Origin of the sequence: Wolbachia endosymbiont of Armadillidium vulgare str. wVulC, assembly GCF_001027565.1 — a bacterium.
Lineage (GTDB): Bacteria > Pseudomonadota > Alphaproteobacteria > Rickettsiales > Anaplasmataceae > Wolbachia.
Genome location: NZ_ALWU01000001.1, coordinates 285,842 through 302,988 on the forward strand (window position 1 = coordinate 285,842; position 17,147 = coordinate 302,988).

Here is a 17,147-nt window from a genome sequence, read left to right on the forward strand (position 1 = left end):
TTATCTTACCTGATTTACGTTGCAATTTTTGTAATTTCTGGACCAGAAATTAATTGCATACCATCTCTAAATATAAGCTCTACCAACTCCTATAGAGGTTAGTAGAGCAGAACTTATAATTAAGAATACCGAATCAGCATATATTGGGTTAGCTACACATTGCATACTTTCCCAAAGATCGTACATGTCAGGTTCACGAGAAGGGACCTCAATTACTAGATCTTTATTATTAGTGAACAGTTTTTCTAAGTTAATACCTTCATAAAGATAAATATTTGAAATAATCTTAACAAAATCAAGTACATAATCTTTTATCTTTAACTCGATGTTATTACTATAGCAGTGATTTTGACAAGGCCCATCATCTTTATATTTCGCTAAAAACAGAAAGACTCTCTGCGGGTTTTGACTCTTACCTTCATCTCTAGAGTAAGTAACATAATCTTTATCTGTTACTATTACATCTTTGCCTTTAGTTGTGCAATCACTAAATATAAATTCCCCCTTTTCACCATCGGCAGAATTGCGAAATATTCCGTATTCGTGATTTATAGTTCCTATTAACTTTCCAGGAACTGCAATATTATTTTTTAAGCTATACTTACGTATTTCAACTGCATTAGTCAATAAATTGTCTTCCGCGCCATTAAAATATTTGTATAGTTTTGGTCTTGCCATTAAATATACTGAACCTACTTTTTTTGAAAGGTCATCCAAGTCTTTTATGTGATCCTTATTGAAGTGAACTAAGTTTGTGAAGGGAATATGAATCTTGCATCTCTGGTTATGCTGCTACCGCCTTTATCACACCACATAGAGGTTGTCCTGAAACTAGAAAACTTAGGCATATTTCCTCGTTAACATAACCCTATTCATAGCAAGACATATGAAATTTTCAGTAGATGTTGTAAGCAAATCATATTCCTTTGATAGCCTTCTATTCCTCAAGCAAAAGTCCTTTCTACAACCCACCTTCTTGGCTGTACTTAAAATCCCTGTTCTCTCGCTGGCAGCAGCTCAAGCGTTATGTACCCAAAATCTACATGGAGGTCTTTTAACAATTTTAATATCTATGTCATATTCTTTCTTTATATGCCTTTTTCTACCTTTTACTTTTTTATTTCCATCATAATCTTTGACCCCCCTTTTTCTGTAGTTTTCACAGATTGACTGTCAAGCGCTTGGCTTCTCATTTCTTCCTATTTTTCTCCTGCTATATTTGGCAATTCATTTTCTCAAAAATTTCCTGCTTTTTCCATTGCCTAAACTGCTCATACACAGTCTTCCATAGCATTCCCGCCATTGGCATCCTGTACGCAATACATAGAAAATTGCCTCTAATATTTCTCTTTTACTATACTTTGGCGGTCTTCCTCCTTTCTTGTATCATACTCTGAAATATTTTTCTATTCGGCCTTTCACTTAGATCTGTTGGATACTTTTTTCTCATTTCTTACCTCACTTTTACATTTCTTATACTATACCTTATCCTACTTTCAAGATAATCTCTAAGTTTCCGCTCGCCACAGTCTTCTACATTTTCCAACCAAGCAAAAAATAACCCATCTTTTGGTCCACTGACAACCACTTTTTAGAATGTATAGCACTCCGCAAAATATGCCATACAAATCAACTTTTCTTGGTCTTATTTTCTTCCTGCTGCTCTCCAGTATTGGCCTGATTTTTTCAAATTGCTCTCGATTTATATCACTTGTTTTGCATAGATATACCTCATTCTTAATCTATGCCTATTTTACCTCATCATCTAGAGATTCTTAACAGGTTCTAAGGAGCAATATAAGTGTTAGCTATAGAAGAAAATTCGTCTGCGTAAGAATTTTTCATAGCATTCAATGTATCATAATCTGTAAAATCTAATTTTACCGGTGTAATAGTAATAAATCCTTCTTTTATTTTATCTACACTACCGCTGCCTGAGTGTTCTCGAGACCAATTTAAGCTAAAAGAGCCATTTAAATTTTCAGTAAAAGTGAGATCTCCATCAATGTTATATTCACCTTGTTCAGCAAATTCTACTCCTTTCACTTTTTCTGTAGCAGGAAAATTTACACTCATCACTATATTTTTAGGCCAATTAACTTTAACTAGCTTGCTGATAGTCTTTGGTGCAAAAATCTTTGTATTGTGCCAGTTTATTTCATTACAATAAGCTTGGCTTAGCGCGATAGAAGGTATAAACCTTGCAGCACCTTCCATTGCAGCACCAACTGTTCCTGAATAACAAATATCATCTCCGACATTTGATCCAATATTTATTCCAGACAATATTAGGTCTGGTTTTTTATTCATAATCTTATTTAGTGCAATGATGACACAGTCTGCAGGGGTACTAGATACACTAAACTCCCTTTCGCTATGTTGGTTTATTTTAATAGATTGTTTGACTGGATAATCAAGAGATCTTGCAGCTCCACTCCTATCAGCATCTGGTGCCACTATCCATATTTCTGATGCAAAATTTTGCGCAATCTCTTTGAGTAATTTTATTCCCTCACTTTCAAAACCATCATCGTTTGTTATCAATATTATCATATGCAATACTTAGCTATCAAAATACACCTGATCATTGATGAGACTTTAAATTTCTTTGCACAACTATAACAAAATAACCTGCGATAAATCAATAAGGAAAAATTAAGAGCTACTAAGCAGCAGAAAATCTTGCCACGTTTCCCAAAAATGCTTTCACTTTTTCAAGATAAGTAGATGGTTCTGCAGGGATTTCTATATTATCTATTACAGCATTTACCGATTCCTTGATATCCTCGTCTGTAATTAATTCTTTCAATTTCTGCTTTATAGGGCCCCTTCCAACTTCTTGACCATATCTATTATAGTAATCAATATACAATTTATTAAAGACAAATTGCTTTGCCTCTTCCATTAACTTACCCATACTATCTTTTACTTCAAGATCCATATCATTCTCAGAGTAGAAATTGTCAAAATTATCCTTTAAAATCTTCATCTTTTTACTTTCACAACGGTTGAGAAACTCTTCCGTAATGCTCGGCATTCTTTCGTATACTTGAGCATTTATCTCAACTGTAAAGTTATTTTTTGCTTCAAGACAACTAAGTGAATAAATAATACGATTAAACATTCCAAGATGACATGCACCGTTTCCTTCTTGTAAGCGCATTAGTAACATACACTTTAGTAAATCTACATCTAATTTTTGATTTTTCGCTGCAGCTAAAACTAAGTTTGCAGCTTGTGTTAGTGTTAATCCAGTTCTTGATTCTCTATAAGTTGCTATTGGAATCATTAAAATTAAGATAAAGTTTTAATTGCTCTTTTTGCTCAGTTGTCAGCTCATCTGAATTATTTATGTAGTCTTCAAATTCTTTGTTGAGCACATTTGGTTGATTCCCGAATTTCTGCTTTAAGTCTTGAGCGCATCGGAGAATGCTATACTCAAAACTACTCGTATGGACACTCTGGCTGCCGGTACCTACATCATTCACGTTGAACAAGAAGCTAAGCTGCTTTACATTCAAGCCCAAAGGTGAAAAAAACTTTATCAATGGATATTTTATTAACTCAAGAAGTGTCACTGGGATCAATAATATAGCATTTATAAGTGTGAGAACGACTGTAATACCTGGTATTATCCTGTGAATGTTCAAACCTACTAGCCACCTAATAAGGGCAGATATTTTTAACGCGCAATATAAAAGTGGTAACTGAATGTAATATATCAAATATATGGAGAAAAACAAAATTTTATCTTTTAATCTTATTGTTGGATCGTTATACACTTCAGAAAAAATATTACTATCAGCATTTTCACGTTTAAAAGATTGATAACTGCTTATAATCTTTGTTGAAAAAATAAGAGGTATTACGCAACACACGATACAAACAATGCATAATGCTATTAATACCTCATTTGAAGTTTTTGCAAGCGTATCAACAAAGGGTGCCAGTACTTTCAATAGATAGAAAGATAGTAATTCCAATAGGTAGAGAAATAAAGCCATTGCTCCAATAGCAAGACTAACTAATAAAACACCCCCACAAATAATCAAAAAATTTTTTAATCTTGGATTCATACCTCTCCTAACAATCTATTAATATACCCCTTAATTGTATGTATAAATAAAAAAGATGTAAATTTTTATATAAAAAAGATCGATTGAAATTTCTGAGCTTCAGCTATATTGTTGATATATTCAGATAAAAATTATCGTGTCAAATAAAATAGGCTTTTTGGCTATTTTCGCCTTGGTGATTAGTAGCCAAATTGGCTCTGGAATTTTTATGCTCCCAATTAGCCTTGCTCCATATGGCGCTTATAGCCTTATAAGCTGGGTGATATCAGGTCTTGGTGCTATATCTCTTGCTTTGGTTTTTGCTTCACTCTGCGCAAAATTTCCAGAAACGGGTGGTCCCCACGTTTATGTAAAGCATGCTTTTGGCCCCACTGCAGCGTTCTTTGTTGGTTGGACGTATTGGGTGAGTTCATGGGTGAGTTCAACAGCTGTAACAATTGCAAGTATTGGTTATTTAGCTCCACTTTTTCATAATGATATACAAGATATACGTTTGCTTTTAGAAATAATATTAATTTTAGCTATTATGCTAATAAACTTGAGAGGAGTAACTACTGCTGGCTGTGTTGAGCTTCTGCTAACCATTGTTAAAATTATTGCACTTCTTGCAATACCCATAGCAGGGTTATTTTTCTTTGATAGAAATAATTTTATTGTAAGCGAGGAAGTATCAAACTTTACAATATCGCAAACTCTTGCTCGCTCTACACTACTTACTCTATGGTGTTTTATCGGACTTGAATCAGCAACGGCACCTGCAGGATCCGTTAATAATCCAGCTAAGACAATACCAAGAGCCATTGTGCTCGGAACAGTTTGTGTTGCTGTGATATATTTCATCAATAGCCTTTCAATCATGGGGTTAATAAGCGGTCACGACCTAGCCGGTTCAAAAGCACCATATGTTGATGCAGTAAAAATTATGTTTCCAGGTAATTGGCATTTGATTATTTCTGTTGTTGCTTTTATCGTTTCCATAAGTAATTTAAACGCTTGGTTTTTAGCTGATGGACAGGTCACCTTAGGCCTTGCAAAAGACAAGTTAATGCCGCAATTTTTTGTCAAAAAAAATAAGCACGATGCTCCATTCTGGGGAATAATACTCAGTACTTTGGGGGTATTAGCTCTACTTGTCCTAACATCAAACAAAAGTTTTGCTGAGCAAGTGACTTCAATAATTGATATCTCTGTAATGTCATTTTTGTTTATCTACTTAGCATGTAGCCTTGCTTTTTTCAAAGTTAATATACAAGAGAAAAACTACTGCAAATTTTTAATTGGGGGTGTGGCTGTATCTTTTTGCTGCTGGATAGTATACGAGACTTCTATAAAAACATTGTTAATATCAAGCCTATTCCCTTTAAGCGGAACACTTATTTATCTACTTTGGTATCATAAACTAAAAACTTAACTTAAATTTTTTATTTGCTAAAATTCTTAAGCTATACTACTGGCTTACATTAATAGAATTAAGAGGTATTGTGTCAAATAAAATAGGTTTTTGGGCTGTTTTTGCTTTAGTTATTAGTAGTCAGATCGGCTCTGGGGTTTTCATGCTTCCAATTAGCCTTGCTCCATATGGTGCTTATAGCCTTATAAGCTGGGTAATATCAGGTTTTGGCGCCATATCTCTTGCACTAGTCTTTGCTACACTATGTGCAAAATTTCCAGAAACTGGAGGTCCTCACGTTTATGTAAAACATGCTTTTGGTCCTACCGCAGCTTTCTTTGTTGGTTGGACATATTGGGTGATCTCATGGGTTAGTACAACAGCTTTAATAGTTGTGGGTGTTGGCTATCTTACACCATTCTTCCATGAAGATATCCAAAGCATGCGTTTGCTTTTAGAGTTACTGCTATTTACAGTCATTACGTTAGTAAATTTAAGAGGAATAGCTACTGCAGGGCGCGTTGAGTTTCTACTCACGGTTGTGAAGGTTGCTGTATTGCTTGCAATACCTGTAGCAGCGTTGTTTTTTTTCGATAGAAATAATTTTATCACAAGTGAAGAAGTATTAAGCCTTACAACATCGCAAATTCTTGCTCGCTCTACACTCCTTACTCTATGGTGTTTTATTGGACTTGAATTGGCAACAGCACCTGCAGGGTCAGTTGATAATCCAGCTAAAACTATACCAAAAGCTGTAGTGCTTGGCACAATTTGTGTTGCTGTTATATATTTTATCAACAATTTCGCGATTATGGGATTGATTAATGGCAATAATTTAGCAAGTTCAAGAGCACCATATGTTGATGCGATAAAAATTATGTTTTCTGGTAATTGGCATTTAATTATTTCTATAATTGCATTCATTTTTTGTGTTGGTAGTCTAAACGCTTGGGTTTTGTCTAGTGGACAGGTTGCTTTTGGTCTTGCAGAAGATAAACTAATGCCACAATTCTTTGCTAAAAGGAATAAGCATGGCTCTCCCTTTTGGGGAATAACAATTAGCTCAGTTGGCACTGTAGTTTTATTAATTCTCACTTCAAGAAACAATTTTGCTCAGCAGATTAAATCAATTATTGACTTTTCTGTAATTTCATTTTTATTTGTCTACCTCACATGCAGCCTTGTTTTTTTAAAGGTAATTATAAAGGAGAAAAATTATTGCAAATTTTTAATTGGTAGCATAGCAACAATCTTTTGTTGTTGGGTGATACTTGAAACTCCTATAAATACCTTGCTAACTGCAAGTTTGTTTACTGCAAGCGGCATACCCGTTTATTTACTTTGGTATCGCAGAGGTTCTATGCAGTGAATATTATAGCTGGAGATTTCTTTAAATAATCGATATCTATGGATCAAGATTTTTCTCCTCTTTGTCCACCTGTTCAACATTACTCTTCTTAAGTTTGCTGCTCACTTCTTCTGTATATTTATTATCTACGCAAGCCTCATCCTTTGCTTTGCTAGAGTCACCTACTTGCGATTGCGGTTTTTTATATGCCTTTTCTTCATGTGTGAAAATTTTCACTAAAAACTTTCCCATTATTAGTATTGACCTTAAAAAATCTTTTAACCCAAAAGGTTCTTGCTTTTTATTTGAGAGATGTTGGTCTATCTTAGGAATTTTTACACCATACTTTTTATCATCAAAATTTATTGCTGGCTTGCTTTTTTTCGAAAGAACATTTTGAGCCTCTGATCTATTGACTTTTTCAAGCTTTTGAAATGTAGATACCGAAGGCTTAACCTTAGTGTCACTATATTCTTTATTCATCTCTCATGCAATATTATCAACATAATGTAATTATAACTAAATTATGGTTAATTGCAAGGTAAAAATATTAAAATAATTGTAAATTTTATCAGTAAAAATATAATATAGCTTTAAAGTCAGAGGTTTATCTATATGGGATATAAAATTGCTGTTGTTGGAGCAACCGGAAGAGTAGGGCGTGAGGTATTAAGCACGCTTGCTGAGTTTCAAAACGAAGGAAAGATTTCAATAGGTTCTGTAATTGCACTTGCATCAAAAAAATCAGAGAGGAAAAAGGTGAGTTTCGGTGATGAGGAATTAACTGTCTTAGGCCTCGAGGATCACGACTTTGCTGGAATTGATATAGCAATTTTCTGTGCTGGATCTCATGTTTCTGAGAGATACGTACCGATTGCAACTAAGGTTGGATGCATTGTAATAGATAACACCTTCCATTTTAGAATGAAAGAAGGCGTGCCACTAGTGATTCCAGAGATCAACAAAAATAAAATCATAGAATACAAAAACCATAATATAATATCTAACCCAAATTGTACTACAATACAGATGTTGCTGGCATTGCATTTATTGCACCAAAAAGCAAAAATAAAGAGAATCGTTGCTTCAACTTATCAATCAACTTCTGGTGCAGGTAAAGCAGCAATGGATGAACTCTACAACCAGACAAAAAAAATCTTTATGAACGAAGCTAAAAAACCTGAAATATTTCCTAAGCAAATAGCATTTAATTGCATTCCTCATATAGGAGAATTCATGGAAGACGGCTCTACAAAAGAGGAATGGAAAATGCAAGAGGAAACAAAAAAAATTTTAGGGGAGGATGTAAGAGTGACTACAACTTGTGTAAGGGTACCTGTCTTTATCGGTCACGCTATTGCAGTAAATGTAGAATTTGATCAGCATATAACTGAAGAAGAAGCTCGTGAAATGCTCAGTGAGGCCGAAGATAGTGGGGTTTTAGTACACGATAGACGCGAAGATGGTGGATATAAAACACAAATTGATACTGTACAGGAGGATGCTGTATATGTATCGCGTATTAGAAGAGACAACACTGTTAAGCATGGATTAAATATGTGGATAGTGGCTGATAATCTGCGCAAAGGTGCAGCACTAAATATAGTGCAGATTTTGGAGATTCTAATAAAAGAGTATTTGTCAATCAAGTAGAGTGCACGTGTGTTGTAATTCGGAGGAAATTTGTATGCAGCGCCGTAACGTTAGGCCATGAAAACTCCTTGACAAACTTTCCCACTTTCCTTATTATATCAATAAGAGTATTTATCCTTGTTTTTGATACGCGCGGTTTCAACGACAAAATTCAGTAAAAAACTCAGATATTTATTGGCAAATTACATAAAATTATAGCGGCTGCATGTCTTTTTTATTTTTTCTACATTCAGCCAAAACGCGCTTATTTTAAGCGTTAGCACATTATTACAATGCCAATTTAAATTATTACAGGGTCAAAACTCACTACTCGGGGATTCTTTTGCCTTTTTTCTATTTGGTAAATTTCTTAATGTTTATGGCTAAAGTAATTTTAGCGAGCCAGTGCTTGACACTGATCATCAGAAACGTTGTATTTTAACATTACTTTTATACTCGTAAATTTAACTGGATCTCAGTGTCAAGCACTGGGATGACACCATCATAAAGGAACTAGTGTCAGCTACTTGAATGACAAGAGGAGCTACTTAAATGACACCAGAGATGACGCCATCTGCGGCCCTGCAAATTGTAATATTGTGGTGGTATGACGTAGAAAAACTGTTAACTTAAATCTATATTGACATGTCCCATTTTACGCTTGTCCCTAACCTCTTTTTTCCCATATATGGTTAAGCTAGCTTTTTTGTTGCTCAGATACTTGTGAGAATCATATATATCATGACCTATTATGTTTTTTGTCATGCAAGGGAAGCGTAATACTACTTCTTGTATAGGTAACCCGCATGTTACCCTAACCAATTGCTCAAATTGACTAACGTTACATGCATCCAAGCTCCAGTGGCAAGAATTGTGAGGTCTTGGGGCTAGTTCATTAACTAGTAACTCATGATTTTCAGTGATGAAAAACTCAATAGTTAGAATTCCTACTACATCAAGCGCAGCTGCTATTTTCTCTGCAGTTTTTTGTACCTCTTTAGTTAATTTATTATCTATTTTAGCTGGTACTGTCGAAGTATCAAGTATTCCATCAACATGACAATTTTCTGCTATAGGAAAAAAGACCACCCTACCATTTTGATCTCTTGCAATAACTATTGAAATCTCCTTCAATAAGTCGATACTTGCTTCTAGAATATATTGTGTATTCCAATCAAAAGAAACAAATTGTTTTACTTCATAATCATTTTCAATCACATATTGTCCTTTTCCATCATAACCCATTTCTGTTGTTTTCAGCCTTGTTGGATAGCCAAAAGTTTCACTACTTTCTAGTAGCTGATTATAATTTTGTATACTTTTGTAATCAGCAGTTTTTATGCCCAAACCTCTAATAAAATCTTTCTCTCTCAGCCTATTTTGCGAAATGTGTAACGCCTTTTTGCCTGGATAAAAATCTGCATGCCGCGACACAATATCAATTGCACTACATGGAATATTTTCAGACTCAATAGTGACTAAATCCACACTCTGTGCAAAAGATTCAAGTGCCTTCTTATCAGAGAAGTCTAAATCATCAGCAACAGAACAAGCTGGATCGTCTTTAGCACTGGCAAAAACATGCGTTCTTTGCCCAAGTTTCATTGCAGCGATAGCGGTCATTCTACCCAATTGCCCACTTCCTATTATTCCTATCACTTTTTTACTAAGTGGATCTGGTTTGTTCATAATATAAATTAATATTTCCTAGTTAGAGTACGATAATATGCTTGGAAAATCTATGAAAAAAGTGTATAATTGAAATGTGTTAAGCTCTTATCATGAAATACACACTTACTACTAACTTTGTTGAAGTTACAGTTTTACCAATTTACATTGAAGAGCAATCCATTCCTTATGAAAATTGCTACGTGTGGATGTATAATGTTAAGATAAAAAACAAAAGTTCATCAACTATTCAATTGTTAAGTCGCTATTGGCAAATAATAGATTATAAGGGCAAAATAAATGAAGTTTCCGGAGTTGGTGTTATTGGAGAACAACCTGTAATAAAACCTGGAGAGGTATTCAAATATACAAGTGGAACATACTTAAATGAACCATCAGGAATAATGCAGGGTAAATATGAATTTCTGAACGAAGAGAGCATAAAAACCTTTGAGGTTATGGTACCATCCTTTTCCTTAGATAGTCCATACGTTAACACTAGACCTCATTAACTATCAAATTTTTGATCCTTATCATCAAGCGTGAATAAGATTATCGTAGAGATTAAGCCTATCATAACTATCATTAACGAAAATGGGGCAGCTTCTCTATAACGCTCGTCGCTTACAAGTTCATATATTCTAGTTGATATAGTTTCAAAATTAAATGGTCTTATAATGAGTGTTGCCGTAAGTTCCTTTATAGTATCCATAAATACGAGCAGAAATCCCGACATTATGCTTTTCTTGATAAGAGGGATATGAATATTCAGGCATGTAGAAATAGGCCCATGACCCATAGTATATGCAGTCCACTCAATTTCATTTGGTGTTTTTTTGAGCCCCGACTCTACCGCCTTGAAAGATATGGCAAAAAAACGAAATAAATATGAGTAAACTAAAGCACCAATAGTTCCTACCAAGCTAATTTCCACAATATATTGAGTAATGAAAGAGGATATTCTGCTTAAAAATATTATTATGCTAATTGCAATAATTGCATTTGGAATTGCATATCCGAGAGAAATGAAACGCGCTATATTAGCGATTATCTTATTTCTACGCGCTGTATATCCAATAATTATCGCAATGCTAATTGAGATTAATGCGGTAATAAATGATAAACCAACACTGTTTGCTATTATATTATAGAATCTTGCTTCATATATGAAAAACCCCTTCTCTATGCTCCAATATATAAGTGGAATCATTGGCAAAATAAAACCTATTAATATTGGCAGTGCACACATAGTATAAGTAAAGATCAATGGTATAGAACCATTTATACTCCGTTTATTGTGATAATCTGCATTAGTATTGATTGAAGAGTAGGATATTCCTCTTTTTTGTAGTTTTTTCTCGATAACTATTAGTGTTGCAACGAAAATCAGTTCTGCAACTGCCAAAACAGTAGTTGAATATTTGTCATGCAGTAAAAACCAAGTACGGTATATTCCCGTCGTGAAAGTATCGATAGCAAGAAACTGTGGTGTGCCGAAATCTGTAATTACTTCCATTAGTACCAAGGACAGCCCAGCTATAATTGATGGGCGTATAGAGGGTATGACGACAGAAAACAGGCTCTGTAATGAAGAAAACCCAAGTGTTGATGCAATAGTGACTGAGTTACTAACATTCTTTAAACTTGAGCGGACTAACATATAAACGTATGGATATAGGCTAAATCCCATTACTAATATTCCACCACCTAGAGATTTTATTTCAGGAAACCAATAGTCACCTTTGCTCAATTGAAAAATATCTCTTAATAAGCTCTGAACTGGGCCTGGAAATTCTAGCGTGTTTACATAAACAAACGATACTATATATCCAGGAATTGATATCGGAAAGAATAAAGCAATCTCAAAAGTTTTACTTCCTGGAAACGAAAAAAATGTAGTAAGCCAAGCTGGAATTACTCCAAATATGAAGGATATTACCCCTACTCCTACCATCAAAATCAACGTGTTGAGTATATATTCAGGGAAAAGTCTACTAATTACCCATCCAGAATTTGCTGATTCTGTAAATAGAATCGATATTAACGATAGTATAGGGCAGACAAATAATATACTTACTAAAAATAAGAATATATTTTTAAATATTCTCAAAAACATTAATTTGAATCTATATTTGATACTAAAATGTTATATATAAAAACTGAAGATATCCAGTAATTAACAGCCGTCCTATTGAATATCTTTATAATTTTATATATTATGTTTTAAATCGATAAACTAATTAATCATGAGTTTCATCATTGCAACTTTCTATCACTTTATAGAACTCTCTAATTATTATGACATGAAAGACGAAATAAAAGTTGCATGCGACAACGTGGAGTTAAAGGGTACTATACTACTTGCAGAAGAGGGTATTAATGCAACTGTATCTGGTAGAAGAACCGCAATTGATAAAATATTTGATTTTCTATGTTCTGATGACAGGCTGAAAGGTCTTACATGGAAAGAGAGCGCGGCAGAATATCAACCATTTAGTAAGATGAAAGTGAGGTTAAAAAGAGAAATTGTAAATCTTGGTGTAAGTAATCTCGATACTGTCGTTAGAGGTCAGTACGTTGATCCAGAGCATTGGGATGATTTTATCTCTCAATCTGACGTTTTAGTAATAGACACGCGAAATGAATACGAAGTAAAACTAGGCAAGTTTAAAAATGCAATCAATCCACACACTCAACGTTTTCGCGATTTTCCTCAGTGGGCAGAGTCATTTTCTGAGAGTAAAGATCTGAAAGTGGCTATGTACTGCACTGGTGGAATCAGATGTGAGAAATCTACAGCATATATGAAAAGCCTTGGATTTAACGATGTTTACCACCTTAAAGGCGGTATTCTTTCCTACCTTGAAAAAATTGGTAATAAAAACAGTAATTGGGAAGGCGAGTGTTTTGTTTTTGATGATAGGATTGCTGTTGATCACTCACTTGCCCCAAGTGATAAAATAAAATGCATATTCTGCTCAAATCAAGTTTCAACTGATGAACTGAAATCAGTTCCACGTGGACAGGTGGTTTGCTCTGATTGCAAATCTTTAAGTATTGAAAGAAAGCCAGACGAACCTTTAACAACTCCTTTCTCGTTGCATATTTGAACCTTAATTTACCAAGGCATTTACCTACGACATAGCCCGCTCCAGCTCCAAGTAACGCACCAACAACACTACACCAGAAATACCAACAAGAGTTAAAGTTGCTTCCCCTAAATAACATGCTGCAACTAACTAAACCAATTGCTGCACCTATACACCTAAGTTTCACATTCTCTGTGGCAAAGGCTACGTTGTTTAGATATTGCCATAATATACTCCTTAATTTAAAAATTAATATAATTATTTTTAAGAGATATAGCTGAAACCATATCTTTTAATACAGATGTACAAAATGTTTTACTTTAGTTTTTCGATCTCATCAATTGCAAGATCGGTGGATTCAGCTATTAATTCGATAGATACGCCAGCTTTAAGTAGGTTTTTTGCTACCTCAATCTTTCCTTCAATTCTACTTTGCATGATGCAAGAGAAATTATCATCTTCGCGTTTCTTATCTTGTTCATATATAGCTCGTTCTTCACTAGTCCAGCTATATTGGTTTAACTCATTATAAGCCCTGCCAATAATTTCATCACTTCCTATTATCTTCTTTAGATCCTCCTCACTAGTCTTGTTTGCGTATTGTTGTCTAAGTGAAGAAGGTCGCCCTTCCTCACTCGACTGCAAAACCGTACGTGAGGCCTCATACGGCTTCTCTCTAATTTGGTGCTTTTCATGCACACCTCCTATGTAATTCATCGTGACAATGTCCATGTAACAAAGATAAGTTTGTGATCATATTGTTTTGTCTATTCCGATCTTTGTGATGTATTTCTATTGTATCATCACTTTTAAACCATAGTCTACAATTATCGCATTTACTTTGTTGCAACCTCAATAATTTTATTACTCCTAGTGGCTTATCTGGTATTTCTCTCAGACGTTTACCCCAATATACCCAATCACCATCATATGGGGATCTGGTTTTTTGCACTTTGATATGTCGTTTAATAACATGATCGCTGTGTATAGTAAGACGTATCTCGTTACTTGTCATAAAGCGCCAGTTTTCGTTATTATACTTCTTAAAGTATTTTCTTTTTATCCAGCATCTCCCTTTGTTTGGGTGCCTAAAAACTGCCCACTTCCAGAGTTTTCTATGCATAATATTATCCAATGAGCTAAAGATTTTACATGAAACTACTGAGGAGTAATATTGACTCCATCCTCTGTTTATTGGATTGAGATCCTTTATCACCCGCTCTTGTGGTGCTCCACGCATTTCTCTGAGCTTATGTTTAATAGCTAGTGTATGTTGTTTTATAGAATTACGACTTGGTTTACTTGTAACCTTTCTTACTTTCTTTTATTGGATATTGTCTTATTGAAAAACCAAGAAAATCAAATCCTGGTTTTGTTTCGTCAATGGTTCTTAATGTATGAGAAACTCTTGTTTTAGAGGGCTTTAATTTTAGTCCAATGGTTTCTAGCCATTCTTCAACTAAAATTTTTGCTTTAAGAATAATCTCTTCATTTTCATGTATGATGACAAAATCATCACAGTAGAAAATTACACTAATAGACTTTTGCGCGTTTTTATGCGATATCTTACCATATTTTCTTTTCATACACTGAAAGAGTTCGTTTGTTAAAGCTTTTTTGACATGTTGCTCTAATCCGTGTAATGCAACACAAGCTAGCAACGGTGAGATCGTCCCTCCTTGAATTGTACCACGTTTTGTGGATTGAAGCTTTCCATCTTCCATAATACCCGCTCCTAACCATCCTCTTATGATTTTCTTTAACGTTGGTGTGGTATTGAGCTTTTCAAGCAGTTTATTATGGTTAATATTGTCAAAGCATCCAGCAATATCAGCATCTAATACATATGCTGTTTTCTGTTTTAGCACATCAAATATGGCTTCAATTGCATCATGACATGATCTACCAGGTCTAAAACCATAAGTGTTTGGCTCAAGTTTTGCCTCCCATTCTGGTTCTAAAGCCATTTTTACAAGTGTTTGTTTTGCTCGACACGATATAGTGGGTATACCAAGCGGGCGATGCTCCGATGGCTTACCAGGTTTTGGGATCCAGACACGTCTTGATGGCTTTGCTTTTCCTTTTATATCTAAAGAATATGATAGTTGTAATCTTTCTTTTTGATTAAGGTTAGCTTTTCCATTAATACCTGCAGTCTTCTTCCCCCTATTGTCCTGTGTTACTTTCCTAACAGCGAGTGTTTTTGCACTTGTTGATTTGAGTAATAATCTCTGAAGATTATGCATCTTTTTGATATCATTACATTTAGAAGCTTGGTAAATTCGTTTTTGTAGCTTAAATGAAGATTTCTTTAGCTTGCGCCAAGGAATTCCATTCCATTCATACCTAACTTTTTGCTGGTCCATAACATATTCACTACTATTCACCACTTTACCTTCCAAATTAAAGTGTTTACGTCTGCATATCCCAAATATTACTTTGGGCATTAGCTTCTTAAACAATCCTTCCACATAGCAGCTTATGGTTGGCTACTTACTTATATTTTATGAATATAAGAGCTTCTATGTGGTTACTCTGTTCCATGGCTTCGTTTCACGTTAAACTTAGATTCCTACTATTTGCCGGAAGCTTGGAACATCAATAACTAAAGTCTTCAATCTTTAGTTCCCTTTTTGCTTCGTACCATTTTGGTCTATGCGTATTCAATCTCTTTTCGCATATTATGCTTTGACGACAATTCAAACATAGGTTTCTCTCGTAATCATATCTAACTCTGTTTGCAGGGATTCACCACGAGATTTAGTGTTACCTGCTTTTATCTCATGCTTGCATCCCAGAGGTTGCCACTCTTTGAAATGTGAGATATACATTATCCCTGATGTCTGGGAAGATGGAATTTAACCACCACAAAACCATGACCTTCCAGGTCGCACTGAAAAAATAACACCACTTTTCGACTATATTTTCTAATTGATCTTCTTGTGTTTTTGGGAATTTCGGTAATTCTATGAAAGTAAAACTAAAGTCCTTCAGGTCATGTTCAAATGTTTTTCTATCAAGAGTAACGTGATCGGATTTGTACTCTGGTTTATTAGGAAATAGGATAAAATCAGTGATAGCAATAAAGACAACTTCCTTCAGATCTTGATATTGACCACCTACGTCAGCTTGACTGGAATAAGCTTTGGCGGCATAGTATTGTGCACGTTTTTCGAAGCCAGTAGTTCTAGCGACTTGCATCTCAACAATTGTTTGAACACCTTTAGAATCTCTACAAAGTACATCAACAATATTTTCCTTTTTAGCAGCAATATCAGGATTTTGAATGGGATTTAGAAACTGCACATTTTCTATTTTAGCTTCATCAGTAAGGCCTAGAATGTCATTGAGAAAGTGGATAAGAATGTCTTTATTTTTTTCAGTGCCAAATATTCTTTTGAACGAGTAAGAGTTTAGTGGACTGAGATATTTTCCACTAAACTCTCCTCTAGGAACCGTACTTGAAAGTTTCCCTTCATACGGCTCGAGCCATCTTAAGTCCTTTTCTCGAGAACCGGCAACAGCTTCCTTCAAATATTCTGGCATTTCAAATTCCTTACTAGGATTAACATTAATCATATCTTATCATCCTCATAAAGAGAAGGATTATTTGATCTACGTTTTTCAAAGTAGGCATACCATTCTTTATCGTAGGGATTTGCCTCAGCTTGAATTTTCTTGTGGCGACGAATTGGTACGCTTGTTGCTTGAAAGAGTTCCTTCCACTCAACTGTACCTTTATTCTTAGTCAGCGCTGCAAAGCACCATCTTCTGGCTTCTTTTGTTTTAAAGTATTTCTCCTTAATCCAGCGTAAGCCTTTATTAGGGTGTCTGCGTTTTGACCATTGCCATAAGGCTTTAAAAATCTCAGAATCCACTTTCTCATAAGCTTTTCTTGCGCATATTCCCCTATAATGCACCCCATAAACTAGACCAAAAAAAAA

Annotated in this window: 16 protein-coding genes and 4 pseudogenes; 5 read left to right on the plus strand and 15 right to left on the minus strand. The window is 34.8% G+C overall.

All coding sequences use genetic code 11. The annotated features are described in order from the left end of the window. Positions 1-66: 66 nt before the first annotated feature. From wVul_RS01370 to wVul_RS09695, 6 genes and pseudogenes are all read right to left on the minus strand, one after another. Entirely contained in the window at positions 67-678 is a 612-nt protein-coding gene (locus wVul_RS01370) for a hypothetical protein (RefSeq protein WP_153295422.1), read from the minus strand. Positions 679-840: 162 nt separating this feature from the next. Beyond that, a pseudogene (locus wVul_RS08240) lies at positions 841-1,450 on the minus strand (transposase). Between the two features lie 124 nt (positions 1,451-1,574). Beyond that, positions 1,575-1,742 (minus strand): annotated as a pseudogene (locus tag wVul_RS08245) (transposase); the annotation flags it as partial. Between the two features lie 43 nt (positions 1,743-1,785). After that, complete coding sequence (surE, locus tag wVul_RS01385; protein ID WP_047758854.1) at positions 1,786-2,553, minus strand: 5'/3'-nucleotidase SurE; 768 nt, start codon at positions 2,551-2,553, stop codon at positions 1,786-1,788. Between the two features lie 112 nt (positions 2,554-2,665). Beyond that, entirely contained in the window at positions 2,666-3,289 is a 624-nt protein-coding gene (locus wVul_RS09690; protein WP_238580348.1) for a hypothetical protein, read from the minus strand. Further along, positions 3,267-4,076 (minus strand): hypothetical protein, encoded by an 810-nt coding sequence (locus tag wVul_RS09695; protein ID WP_238580349.1) that lies wholly within the window; start codon positions 4,074-4,076, stop codon positions 3,267-3,269. The genes wVul_RS09690 and wVul_RS09695 overlap by 23 nt, the downstream gene beginning before the upstream one ends. Before the next feature lie 136 nt (positions 4,077-4,212). Here wVul_RS09695 and wVul_RS01395 point away from each other — a divergent pair, with 136 nt between their 5' ends. Both wVul_RS01395 and wVul_RS01400 read left to right on the plus strand, forming a co-directional pair. Further along, positions 4,213-5,487 carry an APC family permease gene (locus wVul_RS01395; RefSeq protein ID WP_047758855.1) on the plus strand — a complete coding sequence of 425 codons (1,275 nt, stop codon included), beginning with the start codon at positions 4,213-4,215 and terminating at the stop codon, positions 5,485-5,487. Between the two features lie 70 nt (positions 5,488-5,557). After that, entirely contained in the window at positions 5,558-6,835 is a 1,278-nt protein-coding gene (locus wVul_RS01400) for an APC family permease (protein ID WP_047758856.1), read from the plus strand. Positions 6,836-6,871: 36 nt separating this feature from the next. Here wVul_RS01400 and wVul_RS01405 read toward each other — a convergent pair whose 3' ends face one another. Continuing rightward, positions 6,872-7,297 carry a hypothetical protein gene (locus wVul_RS01405; RefSeq protein WP_047758857.1) on the minus strand — a complete coding sequence of 142 codons (426 nt, stop codon included), beginning with the start codon at positions 7,295-7,297 and terminating at the stop codon, positions 6,872-6,874. A 132-nt stretch (positions 7,298-7,429) separates the two neighbouring features. Between wVul_RS01405 and wVul_RS01410 the strand changes: the two genes are divergently transcribed. Beyond that, positions 7,430-8,467: an aspartate-semialdehyde dehydrogenase gene (locus tag wVul_RS01410; RefSeq protein WP_047758858.1), complete on the plus strand. Its 1,038-nt coding sequence runs from the start codon at positions 7,430-7,432 to the stop codon at positions 8,465-8,467. A gap of 603 nt (positions 8,468-9,070) precedes the next feature. Here the strand turns inward: wVul_RS01410 and wVul_RS01415 are convergent. Beyond that, on the minus strand, positions 9,071-10,135 hold the full coding sequence (locus wVul_RS01415; protein WP_047758859.1) for a 5-(carboxyamino)imidazole ribonucleotide synthase: 1,065 nt from the start codon (positions 10,133-10,135) through the stop codon (positions 9,071-9,073). An 89-nt stretch (positions 10,136-10,224) separates the two neighbouring features. On the opposite strand from wVul_RS01415, the gene apaG reads away from it, so the two are divergent. Then, positions 10,225-10,626, plus strand: coding sequence for a Co2+/Mg2+ efflux protein ApaG (apaG, locus tag wVul_RS01420; RefSeq protein ID WP_179943847.1), 402 nt, complete (start codon positions 10,225-10,227; stop codon positions 10,624-10,626). Here apaG and wVul_RS01425 read toward each other — a convergent pair. Next, positions 10,623-12,230 carry an ABC transporter permease gene (locus wVul_RS01425; protein WP_047758861.1) on the minus strand — a complete coding sequence of 536 codons (1,608 nt, stop codon included), beginning with the start codon at positions 12,228-12,230 and terminating at the stop codon, positions 10,623-10,625. The two genes, apaG and wVul_RS01425, sit on opposite strands and share 4 nt — an antisense overlap. A 130-nt stretch (positions 12,231-12,360) precedes the next feature. On the opposite strand from wVul_RS01425, the gene trhO reads away from it, so the two are divergent. After that, complete coding sequence (trhO, locus tag wVul_RS01430; protein WP_047758862.1) at positions 12,361-13,224, plus strand: oxygen-dependent tRNA uridine(34) hydroxylase TrhO; 864 nt, start codon at positions 12,361-12,363, stop codon at positions 13,222-13,224. 294 nt (positions 13,225-13,518) lie between these two features. Here the strand turns inward: trhO and wVul_RS01435 are convergent, their stop codons facing one another. The 6 genes and pseudogenes from wVul_RS01435 to wVul_RS01450 form a co-directional block, all read right to left on the minus strand. Next, entirely contained in the window at positions 13,519-13,902 is a 384-nt protein-coding gene (locus wVul_RS01435; RefSeq protein WP_238580350.1) for a hypothetical protein, read from the minus strand. Then, a complete protein-coding gene (locus wVul_RS09700; RefSeq protein ID WP_238580351.1) occupies positions 13,895-14,218 on the minus strand; it encodes an HNH endonuclease signature motif containing protein in 324 nt (107 codons plus the stop codon). Before wVul_RS09700 ends, wVul_RS01435 begins: the two co-directional genes overlap by 8 nt. 42 nt (positions 14,219-14,260) lie before the next feature. After that, positions 14,261-14,485, minus strand: a pseudogene (locus tag wVul_RS10235) (group II intron maturase-specific domain-containing protein); the annotation flags it as partial. A gap of 16 nt (positions 14,486-14,501) precedes the next feature. Next, on the minus strand, positions 14,502-15,674 hold the full coding sequence (locus wVul_RS09520) for a reverse transcriptase domain-containing protein (protein ID WP_202966470.1): 1,173 nt from the start codon (positions 15,672-15,674) through the stop codon (positions 14,502-14,504). 424 nt (positions 15,675-16,098) lie between these two features. Continuing rightward, positions 16,099-16,635: pseudogene (locus tag wVul_RS01445) on the minus strand (Rpn family recombination-promoting nuclease/putative transposase); the annotation flags it as partial. A gap of 143 nt (positions 16,636-16,778) precedes the next feature. Continuing rightward, the gene (locus wVul_RS01450; RefSeq protein ID WP_153295425.1) at positions 16,779-17,123 is read right to left on the minus strand and encodes a group II intron maturase-specific domain-containing protein; all 345 of its coding nucleotides are present in this window, start codon (positions 17,121-17,123) and stop codon (positions 16,779-16,781) included. Positions 17,124-17,147: the final 24 nt, after the last annotated feature.

Bases quoted from the DNA above. Each gene is read 5' to 3' on its own strand.
- wVul_RS01370 (WP_153295422.1), bottom strand. From the start codon at position 678: ATGGCAAGACCAAAACTATACAAATATTTTAATGGCGCGGAAGACAAT.
- surE (WP_047758854.1), bottom strand. From the start codon at position 2,553: ATGATAATATTGATAACAAACGATGATGGTTTTGAAAGTGAGGGAATA.
- wVul_RS09690 (WP_238580348.1), bottom strand. From the start codon at position 3,289: ATGATTCCAATAGCAACTTATAGAGAATCAAGAACTGGATTAACACTA.
- wVul_RS09695 (WP_238580349.1), bottom strand. From the start codon at position 4,076: ATGAATCCAAGATTAAAAAATTTTTTGATTATTTGTGGGGGTGTTTTA.
- wVul_RS01405 (WP_047758857.1), bottom strand. From the start codon at position 7,297: ATGAATAAAGAATATAGTGACACTAAGGTTAAGCCTTCGGTATCTACA.
- wVul_RS01410 (WP_047758858.1), top strand. From the start codon at position 7,430: ATGGGATATAAAATTGCTGTTGTTGGAGCAACCGGAAGAGTAGGGCGT.
- wVul_RS01415 (WP_047758859.1), bottom strand. From the start codon at position 10,135: ATGAACAAACCAGATCCACTTAGTAAAAAAGTGATAGGAATAATAGGA.
- wVul_RS01425 (WP_047758861.1), bottom strand. From the start codon at position 12,230: ATGTTTTTGAGAATATTTAAAAATATATTCTTATTTTTAGTAAGTATA.
- trhO (WP_047758862.1), top strand. From the start codon at position 12,361: ATGAGTTTCATCATTGCAACTTTCTATCACTTTATAGAACTCTCTAAT.
- wVul_RS09700 (WP_238580351.1), bottom strand. From the start codon at position 14,218: ATGACAAGTAACGAGATACGTCTTACTATACACAGCGATCATGTTATT.